This window comes from Stenotrophomonas sp. EMP41 (assembly GCF_047495535.1).
Taxonomy (GTDB): domain Bacteria; phylum Pseudomonadota; class Gammaproteobacteria; order Xanthomonadales; family Xanthomonadaceae; genus Stenotrophomonas; species Stenotrophomonas sepilia.
The window spans coordinates 2,957,689-2,972,784 of the sequence record NZ_CP179923.1 but is presented as its reverse complement, the minus strand read 5'-3'; the positions used below and the strand labels follow the sequence as shown (position 1 = coordinate 2,972,784).

The 15,096-nt window shown below is 66.3% G+C and carries 25 protein-coding genes; all 25 read left to right on the top strand.

All coding sequences use genetic code 11. The annotated features are described in order from the left end of the window. Positions 1-235: 235 nt before the first annotated feature. The 25 genes from ACMGRF_RS13690 to gp17 all read left to right on the top strand — a co-directional run bounded on the left by ACMGRF_RS13690 (position 236) and on the right by gp17 (position 15,026). Positions 236-1,129: a helix-turn-helix domain-containing protein gene (locus tag ACMGRF_RS13690; protein ID WP_414485308.1), complete on the top strand. Its 894-nt coding sequence runs from the start codon at positions 236-238 to the stop codon at positions 1,127-1,129. Beyond that, the gene (locus ACMGRF_RS13685; protein ID WP_414485307.1) at positions 1,119-1,781 is read left to right on the top strand and encodes a hypothetical protein; all 663 of its coding nucleotides are present in this window, start codon (positions 1,119-1,121) and stop codon (positions 1,779-1,781) included. Before ACMGRF_RS13690 ends, ACMGRF_RS13685 begins: the two co-directional genes overlap by 11 nt. Next, a complete protein-coding gene (locus ACMGRF_RS13680) occupies positions 1,778-1,972 on the top strand; it encodes a hypothetical protein (protein WP_065200530.1) in 195 nt (64 codons plus the stop codon). The genes ACMGRF_RS13685 and ACMGRF_RS13680 overlap by 4 nt, the downstream gene beginning before the upstream one ends. Further along, positions 1,972-2,259: a hypothetical protein gene (locus tag ACMGRF_RS13675; RefSeq protein WP_414485306.1), complete on the top strand. Its 288-nt coding sequence runs from the start codon at positions 1,972-1,974 to the stop codon at positions 2,257-2,259. The genes ACMGRF_RS13680 and ACMGRF_RS13675 overlap by 1 nt, the downstream gene beginning before the upstream one ends. Further along, positions 2,259-2,621 (top strand): Ref family recombination enhancement nuclease, encoded by a 363-nt coding sequence (locus ACMGRF_RS13670; protein WP_414485305.1) that lies wholly within the window; start codon positions 2,259-2,261, stop codon positions 2,619-2,621. The genes ACMGRF_RS13675 and ACMGRF_RS13670 overlap by 1 nt, the downstream gene beginning before the upstream one ends. Beyond that, a complete protein-coding gene (locus ACMGRF_RS13665; protein ID WP_414485304.1) occupies positions 2,618-3,136 on the top strand; it encodes a hypothetical protein in 519 nt (172 codons plus the stop codon). Before ACMGRF_RS13670 ends, ACMGRF_RS13665 begins: the two co-directional genes overlap by 4 nt. Beyond that, positions 3,133-3,450 carry a hypothetical protein gene (locus tag ACMGRF_RS13660; RefSeq protein ID WP_414485303.1) on the top strand — a complete coding sequence of 106 codons (318 nt, stop codon included), beginning with the start codon at positions 3,133-3,135 and terminating at the stop codon, positions 3,448-3,450. Before ACMGRF_RS13665 ends, ACMGRF_RS13660 begins: the two co-directional genes overlap by 4 nt. Before the next feature lie 109 nt (positions 3,451-3,559). After that, a complete protein-coding gene (locus ACMGRF_RS13655; protein ID WP_414485302.1) occupies positions 3,560-4,258 on the top strand; it encodes a hypothetical protein in 699 nt (232 codons plus the stop codon). 97 nt (positions 4,259-4,355) lie between these two features. Further along, positions 4,356-4,844 (top strand): lysozyme, encoded by a 489-nt coding sequence (locus ACMGRF_RS13650; protein WP_414485301.1) that lies wholly within the window; start codon positions 4,356-4,358, stop codon positions 4,842-4,844. Positions 4,845-4,852: 8 nt separating this feature from the next. Further along, a complete protein-coding gene (locus tag ACMGRF_RS13645; RefSeq protein ID WP_223224762.1) occupies positions 4,853-5,296 on the top strand; it encodes a hypothetical protein in 444 nt (147 codons plus the stop codon). Continuing rightward, positions 5,293-5,775 (top strand): hypothetical protein, encoded by a 483-nt coding sequence (locus tag ACMGRF_RS13640; protein ID WP_414485300.1) that lies wholly within the window; start codon positions 5,293-5,295, stop codon positions 5,773-5,775. The genes ACMGRF_RS13645 and ACMGRF_RS13640 overlap by 4 nt, the downstream gene beginning before the upstream one ends. 255 nt (positions 5,776-6,030) lie before the next feature. After that, complete coding sequence (locus tag ACMGRF_RS13635; protein WP_414485299.1) at positions 6,031-6,309, top strand: hypothetical protein; 279 nt, start codon at positions 6,031-6,033, stop codon at positions 6,307-6,309. Continuing rightward, positions 6,309-6,671 carry a DUF1064 domain-containing protein gene (locus ACMGRF_RS13630; protein WP_414485298.1) on the top strand — a complete coding sequence of 121 codons (363 nt, stop codon included), beginning with the start codon at positions 6,309-6,311 and terminating at the stop codon, positions 6,669-6,671. Before ACMGRF_RS13635 ends, ACMGRF_RS13630 begins: the two co-directional genes overlap by 1 nt. A 162-nt stretch (positions 6,672-6,833) precedes the next feature. Continuing rightward, on the top strand, positions 6,834-7,097 hold the full coding sequence (locus tag ACMGRF_RS13625) for a hypothetical protein (RefSeq protein WP_414485297.1): 264 nt from the start codon (positions 6,834-6,836) through the stop codon (positions 7,095-7,097). Next, on the top strand, positions 7,097-7,495 hold the full coding sequence (locus tag ACMGRF_RS13620; RefSeq protein WP_005408954.1) for an HNH endonuclease signature motif containing protein: 399 nt from the start codon (positions 7,097-7,099) through the stop codon (positions 7,493-7,495). Before ACMGRF_RS13625 ends, ACMGRF_RS13620 begins: the two co-directional genes overlap by 1 nt. Positions 7,496-7,573: 78 nt before the next feature. Beyond that, a complete protein-coding gene (locus tag ACMGRF_RS13615) occupies positions 7,574-7,954 on the top strand; it encodes a hypothetical protein (RefSeq protein WP_065179332.1) in 381 nt (126 codons plus the stop codon). 3 nt (positions 7,955-7,957) lie between these two features. Beyond that, a complete protein-coding gene (locus ACMGRF_RS13610) occupies positions 7,958-9,628 on the top strand; it encodes a terminase large subunit (RefSeq protein WP_049431057.1) in 1,671 nt (556 codons plus the stop codon). Then, positions 9,628-10,932: a phage portal protein gene (locus tag ACMGRF_RS13605; protein ID WP_111176615.1), complete on the top strand. Its 1,305-nt coding sequence runs from the start codon at positions 9,628-9,630 to the stop codon at positions 10,930-10,932. The genes ACMGRF_RS13610 and ACMGRF_RS13605 overlap by 1 nt, the downstream gene beginning before the upstream one ends. 1 nt (position 10,933) lies before the next feature. Next, entirely contained in the window at positions 10,934-11,656 is a 723-nt protein-coding gene (locus ACMGRF_RS13600; protein ID WP_240458965.1) for a head maturation protease, ClpP-related, read from the top strand. 68 nt (positions 11,657-11,724) lie between these two features. Next, the gene (locus ACMGRF_RS13595) at positions 11,725-12,969 is read left to right on the top strand and encodes a phage major capsid protein (RefSeq protein ID WP_099605632.1); all 1,245 of its coding nucleotides are present in this window, start codon (positions 11,725-11,727) and stop codon (positions 12,967-12,969) included. Between the two features lie 57 nt (positions 12,970-13,026). After that, complete coding sequence (locus ACMGRF_RS13590) at positions 13,027-13,416, top strand: hypothetical protein (protein WP_329890157.1); 390 nt, start codon at positions 13,027-13,029, stop codon at positions 13,414-13,416. 3 nt (positions 13,417-13,419) lie between these two features. Beyond that, entirely contained in the window at positions 13,420-13,842 is a 423-nt protein-coding gene (locus ACMGRF_RS13585; RefSeq protein ID WP_069116978.1) for a head-tail connector protein, read from the top strand. Further along, positions 13,839-14,171 (top strand): phage head closure protein, encoded by a 333-nt coding sequence (locus tag ACMGRF_RS13580; protein WP_164227277.1) that lies wholly within the window; start codon positions 13,839-13,841, stop codon positions 14,169-14,171. The genes ACMGRF_RS13585 and ACMGRF_RS13580 overlap by 4 nt, the downstream gene beginning before the upstream one ends. Beyond that, positions 14,164-14,667: an HK97-gp10 family putative phage morphogenesis protein gene (locus ACMGRF_RS13575; RefSeq protein ID WP_414485296.1), complete on the top strand. Its 504-nt coding sequence runs from the start codon at positions 14,164-14,166 to the stop codon at positions 14,665-14,667. The genes ACMGRF_RS13580 and ACMGRF_RS13575 overlap by 8 nt, the downstream gene beginning before the upstream one ends. Then, on the top strand, positions 14,664-15,026 hold the full coding sequence (gp17, locus tag ACMGRF_RS13570) for a tail completion protein gp17 (protein WP_065186827.1): 363 nt from the start codon (positions 14,664-14,666) through the stop codon (positions 15,024-15,026). The genes ACMGRF_RS13575 and gp17 overlap by 4 nt, the downstream gene beginning before the upstream one ends. Positions 15,027-15,096 lie beyond the last annotated feature (70 nt).

Below are 15,096 nucleotides of genomic sequence, written 5' to 3'. Positions count from 1 at the left end.
CGTGCCCAACAGGCAACGACCGAGGCAGCGGTAAGGCGCTACCCGGGCCAGAGCAGCCTGCACCTTGCGACCCTTACTGGGCTAGACCGACACATGATCGCCCGACGCCTGCCTGAGTTGGAGAAACAGGGCCGCGTGTGGAGAGGCCCGAAGGCGCCTTGCGCCAGCGGCGACGGTAGCGCTTGCACCTGGTGGCCGGTTGCTCCGGGCGAGAACCTGACGCTGGGGCTCTGACATGTCGACCATCATCATGTCGCAGTGCTGGCCGCTGCAGGGCCTGAGCGTCACGCAGAAGGCTGTGCTGATCTCGCTTGCTGATCAGGCGAACGACGACGGTGTGTGCTGGCCGGCGGTGGGCACCATCGCCGCTCGCTGCTGCATGTCGGCGCGCGCTGTGCGCACGGCAATGGATCATCTGGAGGCCGTTGGCCTGCTGACCCGTGACCGCCGGTTCAACAGCAGCACGGTCTACAGAGTCACTCCGGCCAGCTTCGACAAGGCCGCTGCGCCGTCGAAGGCCGGCCGCAAGTCTGGAAAAGCAGGTACTGCACCGGGCGCAGGGGCTGCGCCCCATGCAGGGGGTGCGCCCGCTGCAGGAGGGGATGCGCCCCATGCAGGGGGGGATGCACCGGGCGCAGGTCTAGGGGTGCGCCCCGTGCCGCCTAACCGTCATATAACCCTCAATGAACCGTCAGGAGAACCGTCATTTCCGGCGGGCCTGCCGGCCGCGCCGCTGGCGGTGGATTCTGAGACCGACCTGCAGGCTGCGTGCCGTGCCACCTGGGCGGCCTACGCCAGTGCGTACCGCGACCGCCACGGCGTGGCACCGGTGCGCAACGCCAAGGTGAACAGCAACGTCCGTCAGATCGTGCAGCGGCTCGGCCACGGCGAGGCCCCGCTGGTGGCCGCGTGGTTCCTGACCGTCAACGAGCGCTACGTGGTGCAGAACATGCACGACCTGGGCGCGCTGCTGACGAAGTGCGAGGCATACCGCACGCAGTGGGCCACCGGCCGGCAGATGACCCAAGCCAGCGCCGCTCAGCAGGACCAGACGCAGTCCAACGCCAACGCGGCCGACGAAGCCAAGGCGCTACTGCGGAAGATCAAGGGAGCCGGCCATGCTCAGTGACTTCGAGCAGGAGCGGCTTGTCGAGCTGCTGGTGGCAACGGCCGAGGTAATCGGCGACCGGATCAGCCCGAGCGCAGCCGTGTTCATGGTTTCGGACCTGGCGCAGTACCCGCTGCCGATGCTGGAGCGCGCGCTGGCGTCGTGCCGCCGGGAGCTGAAGGCGCGGCTTTCGCTGGCGGCGATCCTCGAACGCATCGAGGACGGCCATCCGGCACCGAATGAGGCATGGGCCAACGCGATCCGTGCCGCCGACGAAGGTGCGACCGTGGTGTGGACTGAGCAGACCCGCGATGCGTGGGCGGCGGCGTTGCCGCTGGTGCAGGCAGGCGACAAGATCGCGGCCCGGCCGGCATTCCTGGAGGTGTACACCCGGCTGGTGAAGGAAGCGCGCGCTGGACACCGCACGGCCACCTACCAGCTGTCCCTCGGCGGCGACGTGTCCGGTCGGGACAGCGTACTGCGGGAAGCGGTGGCCGCTGGCCAGCTGTTGAAGGAACAGGTGGCGGAGTACCTGGCACTTCCGCCCGCCACCCCAGCCTTCAACCCGCTGGCGCTGCTGGCTGGAACGGTTGAGCCATCGCCGACAGCGGACGAACGGACCCGTTCGCGCCTGGCCGAGATCGTCGCGCTGCTGGAGGGCAAAGCCGCATGAGCCCCGATCACTTCAACGTCGAAGTGCGCCCTGTGAGCGAGCCGGTCGCCGAGGCGGGCTGGTATCTGGCCTACGGCTACGGGATCAAGCCGATGGTGGTCTACGCGACGCGCGGGATGACTGTCTGGCGCGACGGCATGCGGCGGATTCCGATCACTCGCTACGCCGGCCCAATTCCGGAGTTGCGCTGATGGCCGCCCGGAAGATCCTCGCCCAGTTCACGACTGACCAGCTGTTGGAGGAGGTCGTCCGGCGGCGCAACGAACGGAAGGACGTGGGGGAGGTGGAGCCGTGCGACGAGTGCCGGCATTTCAAGTTCTGGACCGCCGATTCCGATCCGCCGAAGGACTACAACCCCTGCGGCCTGGGCAAGCGCATGAGCTTTCACATCGCCGGCGACGGCGAGGACCCGCACAGCGGCATCGGTTACTACCGGCGGGTTTGCCCCTCAAGGATGAGCAGGGAGGGCGCGCCCTGATGTGGTCGAAGGCACCACCGCCGACCAGGGAAGAAGCCGCCCGGATCGAGCTGGCCAAGACGGGACCGTGCATGGCCTGTCTGGCGCTGCAGATGCAGGAGCTGCTGGACCCGGAGCTGGTGGTCTACGGCTGCGACTACAACCACGCCAAGAGCGGGAACCTGCGGCGCGGCCACATGTTCGGCTACGCCCTCTGCAAGTGGCACCACATGCGGCATCCGATGGAGGGAAACACCTTCGCGACGATGCGCCAGATCTACGGCCCGAGCCTGCTGGATGGCTCGCGGACCTTCCACGAGACGTACGGCTCCGATGACGAGCTGATTGCCAATCAGACCTACGTGAACGAATTGAGGGCATGACCATGATGGACAGGAGCAAGACCAATGCAGGCCGAGTGCGCGCGCTGTTCGAGCGCCGGCCATCCGCGGCGCTGGTGGCCCGCGAGATTTACCAGGGCGTGGGTGCAACGATGCCCACCGATCGTGCCCGAATCCGCAGCGCGCTGCGGGACCTGACTGAGGCCAACTACCTCGTGAAGGATGGCACTGGCCAGCGGGCGTTGTTCCGGCTGTCGGGCATCGGGATGCCCCGTGCGTTCGTTGTGACGGACGAGCAGCGCGAGCGCTGCCGTCTCGACAAGGCACACAAGCAAGCGCTGCGCCGGGCCGCGAGGCGAGGTGGGGCGGCAGGCCTGCGCACGGCGGACAAGATGACGATCAACAGGGCGCGGGTGGAGCGGCTGTCCGGCCTGGCCCCGGCGAAAGCCTGGGGCAAGGAAAAGGACGGACAGCGGCCGGCCGAGACGGTGGAGCAGTTCGAGGCACGCGGCGGGCAGGTGCAGCGCCTGACAGCCAGCTGGGAGCAGCGAGCATGAGCGCCCTTGAGCACGCCGCCAGAAGCCACCTGTGCAAAGCCATGAGGTTGCCACCGGACGGCGTCACTGCAGAGCTGATGATGGACCTGTCGATCCCACAGCTTGGCATCGTTCCAACGGCCGCCGCACTCTGCGCGATCCGAGCGGCCTTGGCCCCGAACTGGAAGCCGATAGCCGAGGCGCCGCAGGACGGCACAAGGCTGATGCTGTGGGACTCGGTGAGCAAGCGGCCGGTGTTCGGGAGCTGGCGGGGTGAGAACCCCAAGATCACGCACTTTGCGGCCGAGCCGGCCGGCCCGGAGGAGCCTTCTTGACGGGCCACAACCGGACAGAGAACGAGGCCCTCAAAAGGCCCGCACTGAATGACCACGATGCGCGATCGCGCGCTGCACGAGCAAACCACCAAGGGGAAGGCACATGGGAATGAACGAGGCACGCGAACTGTTGTCGAGCCGGACGGGTCCGAGGGCGCTGATCTTCGACGGGAGCATTGGTGGACCGAGCACTGAGGAAATCTTGGCCGCCTTGGCGTACGTCCCGGCCGGCCTTGGTCGCGAACTGCTGGAGGCGCTGTGGTGGCCGGAGAGCGGTCAGCGGAGACGCGAGCAGCTGCGCCAGGCGGTCATCTCCCTGGTCGCGCCGGAGTTCACCCGCCAGATGCACGATCTTGCCGATGCCCGCACGGAGTTCGGGATCGCCAAGGCCAGCATGGGCTGGGGCGGGGGCACGGTTACGGATGTGCAGCGACGTGAACTGCGGCGTGCAGAGCAGGCGCTGGAAGATGCACGAGCGGCGGCGTGGCCGAACAACACGATGGAGCAACTTGGGGTGCTGGCCGGGGCGGTGATCGAAGAGATGGCCGGGGCGTGCGAATGTTCCCGCTGTGGAGGAAAGAAGGTTCTCATGGACCCTTCGATTGCGGGAATCGTGAACTGCGACAGCTGCGGGGGGAGTGGCTTCGATCCGCTCAGCGGCCGGAAGCGTGCGGCTGCCATCGGTGCCGACTGGTCCGCCTACAGCCGGTTCTGGCGACCGGTCTATGAGTGGATGCTCTTCAACTTCCGTGCATCCGAGGCGCGCGCTGCCAGGCAGTTCAGCAAGGCACTCACGCAGGCCGCATAGCGATGACTTCCTAGGTCATCGAAAAAGACGGCAATCTTGCCACCATCCAATCGCAAGCCCCGGCCCAGCCGGGGCTTTTTCTTTGCCCGGAGACGCCATGGCGCAGATCACTCCCCAACAGGCTGGCGGCGTGAACGTCGTGGCCTTCCTCGACATGCTGGCCTGGTCCGAAGGTACGGACAACGGCCGGCAGCCGACCAACGACCGCGGCTATGACGTGCTGGTCGGTGGTGGCTTGTTCCGTGGCTACGCCGACCACCCGCGCGTGCTGGTGGACCTTCCGAAGCTCAAGATCCAGTCCACCGCAGCCGGCCGCTACCAGCTGCTCCGCCGCTACTACGACGCCTACAAAAAGACGCTCGGCCTGAAGGATTTCTCCCCGCTGAGCCAGGACCTGATTGCGTTGCAGCAGATCCGGGAGCGCCGCGCGCTGCCGCTGATCCAGGCGGGCAGGATTCCCGAGGCCATCAAGGCGGTCAGCAACATCTGGGCGAGTCTGCCGGGAGCTGGCTACGGCCAGCACGAACAGAAGCTTGCCGACCTGTTGGCCGTGTACCGCAAGGCCGGCGGGACGGTGGCGCCGTGACTGAGCCCGTGAGCACTCTGAAAACCATCGTCGGGACCTTCACCGCGGCCGTTGTGGCGCCGGCGACGGCAGACGCGCTGCGGGAGGCCGAACGGGTGATCCTCGGCGTACCGCAGTCCGTGCTGCTGGTTGCCATGGCGGGAGCGCTGATCGGTGTCCTGCTACTGCCGGAGAAGGACGCGGAGCGGGTGGCCGCTGACGCCAGCCGCCGGCGCGGCCACCGCCTCCTGCAGACCGCCGCGCGCTGGGCTGCCCTGGCTGTGGCGGTTGTTGCCTACGCCATCGTGGCCGCATGGGTCATCGCCGTTGCCGCGTCCATCTGGCCGGCGCTGGCTGGCGCCCCGCAGCTGCCCCTGGCCGGCCTGTCCGGCGTCCTGATCCGCCGGCTGTTGCCCGGCTATGTGCGCATGGTGGAGCGAGCCACCGGCGCCATCGGAGGCGATAAGCCATGAGCGTATTGATTCGATTCCTGCGGGCAGTCTGGGACCTGGTCATTGGAACAGCCGCCGACGCGTTGCAGTGGCTACGCAAGCCGGGCAGCAAACTTAAGGCGGTGTGTGCTGTGCTGGCCTTTGGCTGCATGGTCTCTGCCCTGAGCGCGTACGAGAAGGAGCAGAAGATCCGCGACCTGAGCGCCCAGGTCATCAAGGTCCGGGCCGACTGGCAGGCCGACGCCGCCCGACTGCAGGCCGACGTGGACAGCCGCGATCAGCGTCTGGCCGAGGTCGCCGCCGCACTGAGGGCGGAAGCCGAGAAGCTGCAAGCCCTCCGGGACGAGAGTGCTGAGGCACTGCGGGCCTTGGCGGGGAAGGTCGAGGCTTCCGAGAAGGAGGCTTCCACCTGGCGCGGTCGCTATGAGCAACGGCCCGACACCTGTAAGGCAGCACTGGAGCTGCTCGATTCCGCCTGCCCAGCACTGAAGGGGTACTGATATGCGGCTCCCACTATGGCTCTACATCGACAGGGAAAGCGCCATTGAGGCCGGGATGACCCATGAGGGTCGCCTATTCGGCGTTCCGGCCTGGTTGCGCGAAGACAGCGATACCCAGGTGACGGCCAGTCCGAAGGTTCCGGCGTTGCACTTGTGGTGCATGGCAGTGGACTTGGTTCTGGAGATCGCCGCTGCGTTCGTACAGGAGGATCGCACCTTGGAATCACCCATCACCCTCGGTAGGAGGATCGCACCATGAGGTTCGCAATCCCCTTGGGGGTCTCGCTACTGGCCGCGTGCCAGGCCGCACCTACCAAGCCGAACCCGCCGCCAGCAGCTGTCATCACGGTTCCGGTGGCCACCTATGTGCCGATCGATGCCCAACTGCGCAAGCGCTGCAAGTGGGTGAAGGAGGCGGCGCCGTCTGCCGTATTCGAGGTGAGCAACGGCCGGAAGCGGTGCCTGCTGCAGTACGAAGCGCAGCTCGACGGCATCGACCAGGTGCAGGGCAAACCTGTGCCGGATTCGCCCTGATGGTCCGGCAGACGGCGCAGGAACGCCGCGTGCTGGCGCTGGGCCGGCTGAAGACGGGCGAGATGAACAAGACCGAGGCCGCGTATGCCGAGCGGCTGCGCGCGCTGCAAGCGGCAGGCGAGGTGCAATGGCACCGGTTCGAGGGCATGAAGCTGCGCTTGGCCGACAACACGTTCTACACCCCGGACTTTGCCGTCATGGCTGCCGACGGTGTCATGGAGTGCCACGAGGTGAAGGGCCACTGGCAGGACGATGCCAGGGCCAAGATCAAGATTGCAGCGGCGATGTACCCATTCCGCTTCATCGCGGTGAAGGCCAAGCCGAAACGGGATGGCGGCGGCTGGGCAGTGGAGGAGTTCTGATGACTGCGACAGTGCGCGCGTCGATACGCATGCGGTGGTGGCTGAGGTGGTATCTGGCTGCCGTCGTATGGACTGCCCGGGAGACGGGCTTGGAGCCGGACTGGGAGCGGGTCGAGTGGTGGATACAACGCGGCCTGGTATTGCGAACGACGAGGGTTGGTGATGGACGCTGCACGGATTGAAGAGGTGGCGCGCGCTGCTGCTGTCGCTGCCTTGGCGGGGCTGATTGAGGGCAGCACTGACAGTCGCATCGACCGACTGGTCGGGATCATCGAGCAGCAGGGCAAGCAGATCGCCGAGCTGGCAATGCACGTTGGCCTGCTGGTGCAGGCCGTGGCGCAGCTGCTGGGCGAGGAGGCCGGCACGCCGGTGCATGACGAAGCTGTCGAGCCGGAGCGAGTCGACCTGGACGGGAAGCGTTACTGATGCCGACCCGGCCACCCCAGCACCGTGCAGCCGGCTGGCGCCCGTACAAGGAGACCACCGCCCAGGTCCGCAAGAGGCAGGCACGCCGCGCCCTGCCCACCAACTGCTCGCTGTGGCGCCGGCTCCGTGCGGTGGTGCTGGCTCGTGAGCCCCTGTGCAGATGCTGCGCCGGGCAGGGCAGGGTGCGACCGGCCACTGAGGTCGACCACATCGACGGGGACGACGGCAACAACGCCGATAGCAACCTGCAGCCGCTGTGCCGGCCGTGCCATAGCGCCAAGACGGCGCGGGAGAACGGCGGGTTCGGCAGGGACGCGCGCCAGCAAGGCGGAGCTGAACGAGCGGCGAGTTATCCACCGAAAGCTGAACGGAAAGGGAGGGGGGAGGGTCAAAGTTGAGGGCCTTCCTCGCCCGATACGCGCGCCCCCCTTTCTTCTCGCGTCCGCAGAATTTGAATTTCAGAAATGGGAGGTCCGATGGCTCGCCATCGACAGCCGAGGGAACTGGCCGAGCTGAAGGGCGCGACCAAGAAGGATCCGCAGCGCTACAAGAAGGAAGCGCCCAAGGCGAATGCTCCGTTGGGCAAGGCACCGGCACACCTTCCGACCGAGGTCGCAGTGGTCTGGAAGGAGCTGGAGAAGTGCGCCCTGCCTGGCGTCCTGACCAGCGCCGACCGTTTCATCATGGAGGTGGCGTCATCGCTGCTTTCCGAGTTCCGTGCCAACCGCGGCGAGTTCGTTGCGGCCAAGTACTCCCACCTGATCGGCTGCCTGGCGCGCCTGGGCCTGACCCCGGCTGACCGTCAGAAGCTGGGGACCGAAAAGACCCCGGAGGGCAACCCATTCGACGAGTTCTGATCCATGACGCCGAGCGAATCAGCCAAGGCATACGCCAAGGGCGTCACGTCAGGAAAGATCCCGGCCGGCGAGTTCATCCGTCTGGCGTGCCAGCGGTTCTTGGATGACCTGAAGCGCAAGGGGGCCGACTGGCCCTACAAGTACGACGCCGAGAAGGCGGACCGCGCGGTGCGGTTCATGGAGAAGATGCCGCACACGAAAGGAAAGTGGGCGGCGCAGAAGCGCCTGCTGGTGCTGGAGCCCTGGCAGCACTTCATCGAGTGCAATCTGTTCGGCTGGGTCCACAAGAAGACCGGGCACCGGCGCTTCCGCCGCGCCTACGAGGAGATCCCGCGCAAGAACGGCAAGTCGTTGCGGCTGGCTGCCCGTGGCCTGTACCTGTTCTGCGCTGACGGCGAGGCGGGCGCGGAGGTCTACTCGGGCGCAACCAGCGAGAAACAGGCGTATGAGGTGTTCCGCCCGGCCTGGCAGATGGTCCAGAAACTGCCGGCCCTGCGCGCCCGCTTCGGTATCGAACAGGCGGGCAACCCGAAGAACCCGGGGCCGCTGTTCGTCATGGAGGACATGTCCAAGTTCGAGACGATGATCGGCAAGCCAGGCGATGGCTCGAGCCCGCACGCGGCGCTGGTGGACGAGTACCACGAACATGACGATGACCACATGGTCGACGCCATGGAAACCGGCATGGGCGCGCGCGAGCAGCCCCTGCTGTCGATCATCACCACGGCAGGCACCAACCTCTCCGGCCCATGCTTCGAGATGCGAGGCGATGCCATCCGCATCCTGCGCGGCGAGGTGACCGATGAGACGGTGTTCGCGGCGATTTACTGCATAGACGAGGGCGACCGCTGGGACGATCCGGCGAGCCTGCGCAAGGCCAACCCGAACTACGGCGTTTCCGTGTTCGAGCAGTTCCTGCTCGACCAGCTCGCCAAGGCAAAGCGGTCGGCCAGCAAGCAAAGCGCGTTCCGTACCAAGCACCTGAACGACTGGGTCGGCGCCAAGCTGGCATGGATGAACATGCTGGCCTGGCAGCGGCAGAAGCGACGGTTTGAGGTGTCCGACTTTGCGGGCTGTCCGTGCTGGGTCGGCGTCGATCTGGCATCCAAGCTGGACGTGGCTGCCGTGGTGCTGCTGTTCGAGAAGGGCGATAGCTACTACGTCATTCCCCGGTTCTACGTGCCGGAGTCGGCCGTGGAGGAAAACGAGAAGTACCAGCAGTTCCTGCTGGACGAGCTGATCGTGTCCACGCCGGGGAACATGACGGACTACGCGTTCATCGAAGAGGAGCTGAAAGAGCTTGCGGCACAGGGCGTCGACGTGCGGGACATTGCCTTTGACCCGGCCCAAGCGGCGTACCTGATGACGCGCCTCGAACAGGAAGGGCTGCCGACCGTGGAGATGGCGCAGTCCGTGCGCAATCTGTCCGAGCCCATGAAAGAAGTGGAGGCGCTCATCCTGTCGCGGCGCCTGTGGCACGACGGCAACGCGGCCATGACCTGGATGATGGGCAACGTAGTGGCGCGCGTGGATGCCAAGGAACACGTCTATCCCCGCAAGGAAAAGATGGAAAGCAAGATCGACGGCGCGGTGGCGCTAATCATGGCCATGGGCCGCGCCATGCAGGCGCGGGACACCGGCACAACCCAACAAGGCTTCGTGGTGATCGACTGATGTTCGGACTATTCGAGAAGAACCGGCGGGCCGATGCCCGCGACCGTATCGAGCCGACGATCAGCAACCTGGTCGACGGCGAGGTGATCCAGTCCTCCGACATGCGCATGTTCGAGGTGTTCGGGAACCCGACGACGGCCTCCGGAGCCGTGGTCAGCCCGGAATCGGCGATGCGGGTTTCGGCGGTGTTCGCTGCCGTTTCGCTGCTGGCCGGCGCGATCGCCCAGCTGCCGCTGCCTGTGTTCGAGCGGGTGGACGGCCATCGCAAGCGGGCGGAGCACGACTACTGGTGGCTGCTGAACGAGCAGTTCTCCTCCGGCTGGTCGAGCGCTACCGGCTGGGAGTTCATCGTCGGCCAGATGCTGCTGCGCGGCGATGGCGTGGTGTACGTGACGCGCAACCGTGCCGGGGTGGCGACCGGGTTGATCCCCTGGCCACGCGACAGGGTGATGATCCTCAAGCAGGAGAAAACCAGCCCACGGGAGCCAACACGCCTGCAGTACACGTTCCACGATGCGGACGGGTACTTCACCGTCGACCAGGACGACGTGCTCCATTTCCCCGGCTTCGGTTTCAACGGCGTGCACGGCATGTCGGTGATCCAGTGGGGCGCTCGGAACGGCATCGGCATCGCCATCCAAGGTGACGAGCACGCCGGCAAGTTCTTCAGCGAGGGCGGCAAGCCCGAAGTGGCCATCCGAACGCCCAACAAGATGACCAAGGAGCAGCAGGACGATTTCCGCGATGCCTGGGTCAAGAAGTACGGCGGGGTGCAGGGTAACCGTCGCATTCCGCTGGTTCTGACCGAGGGGCTGGAGGTTCACGAACTGACCATGTCAGCGGTCGACCAGCAGCTGCTGGAGTCGCGTCAGTGGCAGGTGATCGACGTAGCCCGCGCCTTCGGTGTGCCGCCCCACATGATCGGTGAAACCACCAAGTCGACCAGCTGGGGCAGTGGCATCGAGAGCATGGGCATCGGCTTCGTGAAGTACACGCTGGGCCCGCACCTGAAGCGGATCAAGGACGAGTTGAACCGCAAGCTGTTCCGCACGCCGCGCTACTTCGTTGAGCACAACGTGGACATGTTCATGGCCGGCGACTCGAAGACGCAGGCCGAGTACTTCAGCAAGGCGTTGGGTGGCCCTGGGACCCAAGGCTGGATGGTCGTCAACGAAGTCCGCCGCCTCAAGAACCTGCCTCCCATCGAGGGCGGCGACAAGCTCTACCAACCGAAAGACCCCGCGCCACCGGCGAAGCCGGACAGCGACGACCCTGAAAGGAACCCTGAAGATGCCGATTCCTAAGTTGCTGCAGCTGGCCAAGAACAACGCCGGCCAGTCCAAGCCCATCCGGGCGGAGACCGAAGGCAAGGAGGCCACGATCTACCTGCACGGCGTCATCGGCGGGTGGTGGGGCGACATTGACGAGACGATGTTTGCCCAGGCTATGGCCGGCATCGACGCGGACGTGATCCATCTCCGCATCGATTCGCCCGGCGGTGACGTGTTTGCGGCCCGATCGATGATGACGGCCATCGCACAGCACAAGGCGACCGTGATCGCCCACGTGGATGGACTGGCGGCCTCGGCTGCCACCGGCATTTGCATGGCCTGCGATGAGGTTGAGATCAGCCAGGGCGCCGGTTTCATGATCCACAACGCCTGGACGGTCGCTATCGGCAACAAGGCCGATATGACCAAGACCGGTGAGCTGCTGGCCAAGATCGATACCGGGCTGGCCGGGGACTACACCCGTCGCACTGGCAAGGATGAAGCGCAGATTGTCCAGTGGATGGACGAAGAGACCTGGTTCACGGCCGACGAAGCCAAGGAACACGGTTTCGCTGATCGCGTGGTGGAGGTCGTCGGCAAGAAGAAGGCATCCAACACCTGGGATCTGTCCGCCTACGACAACGCACCTGCCGCACTGGCCAACCGTACCCCCGAACCCGACGACGGCGCCGCCGCCGCCGCCCACAAGGCCAACCTGTCGCGCCGTCTGGCGCTGCTGGAACGCTCCGCTGCGTAAGCGACTCCCGCCCGCAGTTCATCCCGACCGCCGAAAGGCGGTTTTTTTTCGACACGAGGAAATCACCAATGCCCTTCAACATTCAGGCCGAGCGGGAGCGCCGCACCGCGCTGGCAAAGGAAACCCGCAACCTGCTCGACACCAGCACCGGTGACGGCAACAAGTGGACGCCGGAGAACCAGGCCAAGTACGACAACAACATCGCCGAGATCGAGCGCATCGACGCGGCGATCGAGCGTCATCAGAAGGTCATGGACCTGACGGCCGACGAGGCACTGCGCGAACAGGGCGTGCGTGAGCACGACACTGCCAACCGCGGCGGCCGTGACCTCTCCAACGAGGAGCGCCTGTTCGACCGTTGGGCGCGTGGCGGTGACAGCGCCCTGAGCGCAGAGGACTGGAAGCAGGTCAACGCGGCCATGTCGGGCAACCCGGCCGTCAACCCGGAGCAGGGCGGCTACACCGTTCCGACCACGCTGGCCGAGCAGATCCTGGATGCCCTGAAGGCATTCGGCGGCATGCGCCAGGTGGCTGATGTGTTCAGCACTGCCGGCGGTGAGCCGATGCAGTACCCGACCAGCGATGGCACCTCCGAAGAGGGCGAACTGGTCGCTGAAAACCAGTCGGCGAACGACCAGGACGTGGCCTTCGGCACCAAGGGCCTGCAGGTGTACAAGTACAGCTCCAAGGTGGTGACCGTGCCGTGGGAGCTGCTGCAGGACAGCACGGCCGATATCGCCGGCTTCATCGAGAAGCGCCTGCAGACCCGCCTGGGCCGCGTCACCAACCGCCACTACTCTGTCGGCACCGGCGTTGGCCAGCCGATGGGCGCCTTTACTGCCGCGACGGTGGGCAAGATCGGCGCTGTCTCGGCGCTGCCGATCGTCACCTACGACGACCTGGTCGACCTGGAGCACAGCGTCGATCCGGCGTATCGCCAGCTGGCCAAGTGGATGTTCCACGACGACATGCTGAAGCTGATCCGCAAGGTGAAGGACGACCAGGGCCGGCCGATCTTCGTGCCGGGTTACGAGCAGGGCAATCCGGGCGGTGCGCCGGATCGTCTGCTGAACCGCGATATCCAGATCAACCAGCACGCCCCGGCCCCGGCCGCAGGCGCAACCTCGATCGCGTTCGGCGACTTCAGCTACTACAAGATCCGCGACGTGATGGCCGTGACCCTGTTCCGCTTCAACGACTCGGCATACGTGAAGAAGGGCCAGGTTGGCTTCATGGCCTGGATGCGCTCCGGCGGCAACCTGGTTGACGTGGGCGGCGCAGTGAAGACCTTCAAGCACGGCGCCGCGGCTTAACCGCCTCGGCCCACGAACGGAGGGACGCCCCAGCGCGGGCGTCCCTCGGAGACGATCATGGCAAAGCAGAAGAACACCTCCGCGCCGGCGGTCGGCGGTCCGGCCGACGCGCAGGAAGCGCCCGCAGCGGCTGCCCAGGGCCAGCAGCCGGACGCCGAAAGCCCCGACGCTGGCGCGGCAGCCGCCGTCCGTGAGCCGGAGACGGACGAGGGCGGAGACAGCCAGAGGCCCGAAACCGTGGAGGCGGACAACGACCTGCCGCCACCGGATGAAGAACCGGCTCCGCCGGAGGGCGAAACCGTGCCGGCGCTGGTACTCAGTAACAACCACCTCGGGAAGGTTGGCCAGGTGATTCAGGTCAACGCGGCACACGTTGAGGCGCTGCGCCTTGGCGGGCTGATCGACCCCCACCCCAATGCCATCAAGTCGGCCACGCCGGAGGAATGACCCATGCTGCGCACGTTGACCCCGGCGGCAGAGGAACCCGTGTCGCTGAGCGAAGCGAAGGCGCACCTGGTAGTTATCCACGATGCCGACGACGCGCTGATCGGCGCCTTCATCACCGCCGCGCGTGAGTCGGTGGAGCGCACCACGGGGTATGCGTTGGCAGCAGCGACCTATGAGTGGACCCCGGTCGGCGAGGGCCGCTCTCCGCTACCGATCGAGCCGGCCACGCTCGACAGTGAAGCAGGCGCCTATCCGGTGAGGTTCACGACGACACCTGGCCCGCTTCCGGGACCGCTGCGCGCGGCCGTACTGCTGTTGCTGGGCGACCTGTACGCCAACCGCGAGGCGGTGGTGGCTGGCTCGCAGTTGGCCGAGAACCCGACCCTGGACCGGCTGATGTTCCCCTACCGGCGGGTGCTGCCATGAGGCGGGCCGGCAAATACCGGCACCGCATCGAGCTGCAGGACTACGGCCCGGTGCGTGATCCGCTCGGCGGGGACGTGAAGCAATGGCGTAGATGGCGGGCTGACGTGCCCGCAGAGGTGGTTCCGCTCTCGGGTCGAGAGTTCACTGCTGCCTCGGCCGAGCATGGGCAGGTAACTGCACGCATCGAGATCCCTTACCTGCCCGGCGTAGTGCCGACCATGCGCGTGGTGTTCGACGGGCAGGTGTACGCGATTCGTGCGGTGCTGCCGGATGCGACGGCACGCGGGCATATCACGCTGATGGTCGATGCGGGGGTGTCCGATGGCTGAGCAGGTGAAGATCGACGGCCTGGACGGCCTCCTGCGTTCACTGCGGGAGGCACCCAAGGCGATTCAAGGGCGAGCCGTGCAAGCCGGTATGCGCAAGGGCGGCAACGTCATTCGCGACGACGCCCGGCGGCGGGCTCCGAGAGCATCGGGGTTCATGGCCTCGCAGATCGTCACCCGCCGGGCCAACACCAAAAGCCGGCAGCGGGCAGGTGTAGGCCAGGGCGGCGAGTACTACACGGTCGGGGTTAAGACCGGTCGCCGGCGCAAGTACGCCAACACCAAGCGCAACCGGCGCCGCGGCCGCGTCGGGAAGGTTTATGAGGAGGCGGGCTGGGCCTATTACTGGCGCTTCAAGGAGTTCGGCACCAGGAAGATGAGGGCTGAGCCGTTCCTCACGCCGGCAGGCGAGGCCAAGGGGCCGGAGGCGGCGCAGGTGATCATCAATGAAACCTGGGTGGCGCTCGACAAGCAGCTCAAGAAGGATGGGTGGCGATGATGGTTCCCCTGATCCAGTCCCTGCTGCAGGGTGATGCAGCGGTTCGGCACGTGCTGGGCGACCCGATCCGGTTGTGGCCGGGAACCGCCCCACAGGATGCAGCACTGCCCTACGCGACGTGGGAGGTGGTCGGCGGATCACCCACCGCGATGCTGTCCGAGGCGCCGCCGGCCGACGGCTGGCGAGTCCGATTGACCGTGTGGGGCAAAGCCCTGACGCAGGCCAACGGCGCGGCCGTCGCCATCCGTGACGCGATCGAGCGCGTAGGCAGCATCGAGTCTTACAACCCGACGCCTGACAGCGACGGCGCGGACGCCTTTGGCATCTCCTTCGACGCCAGGCTCCTGCAACTGCGCTGAACCACACAACGGCAACCCACTGGCCCCGCAAGGGGCCTTTTTCATGCCCGGCGACGGGCGCAACACAAGG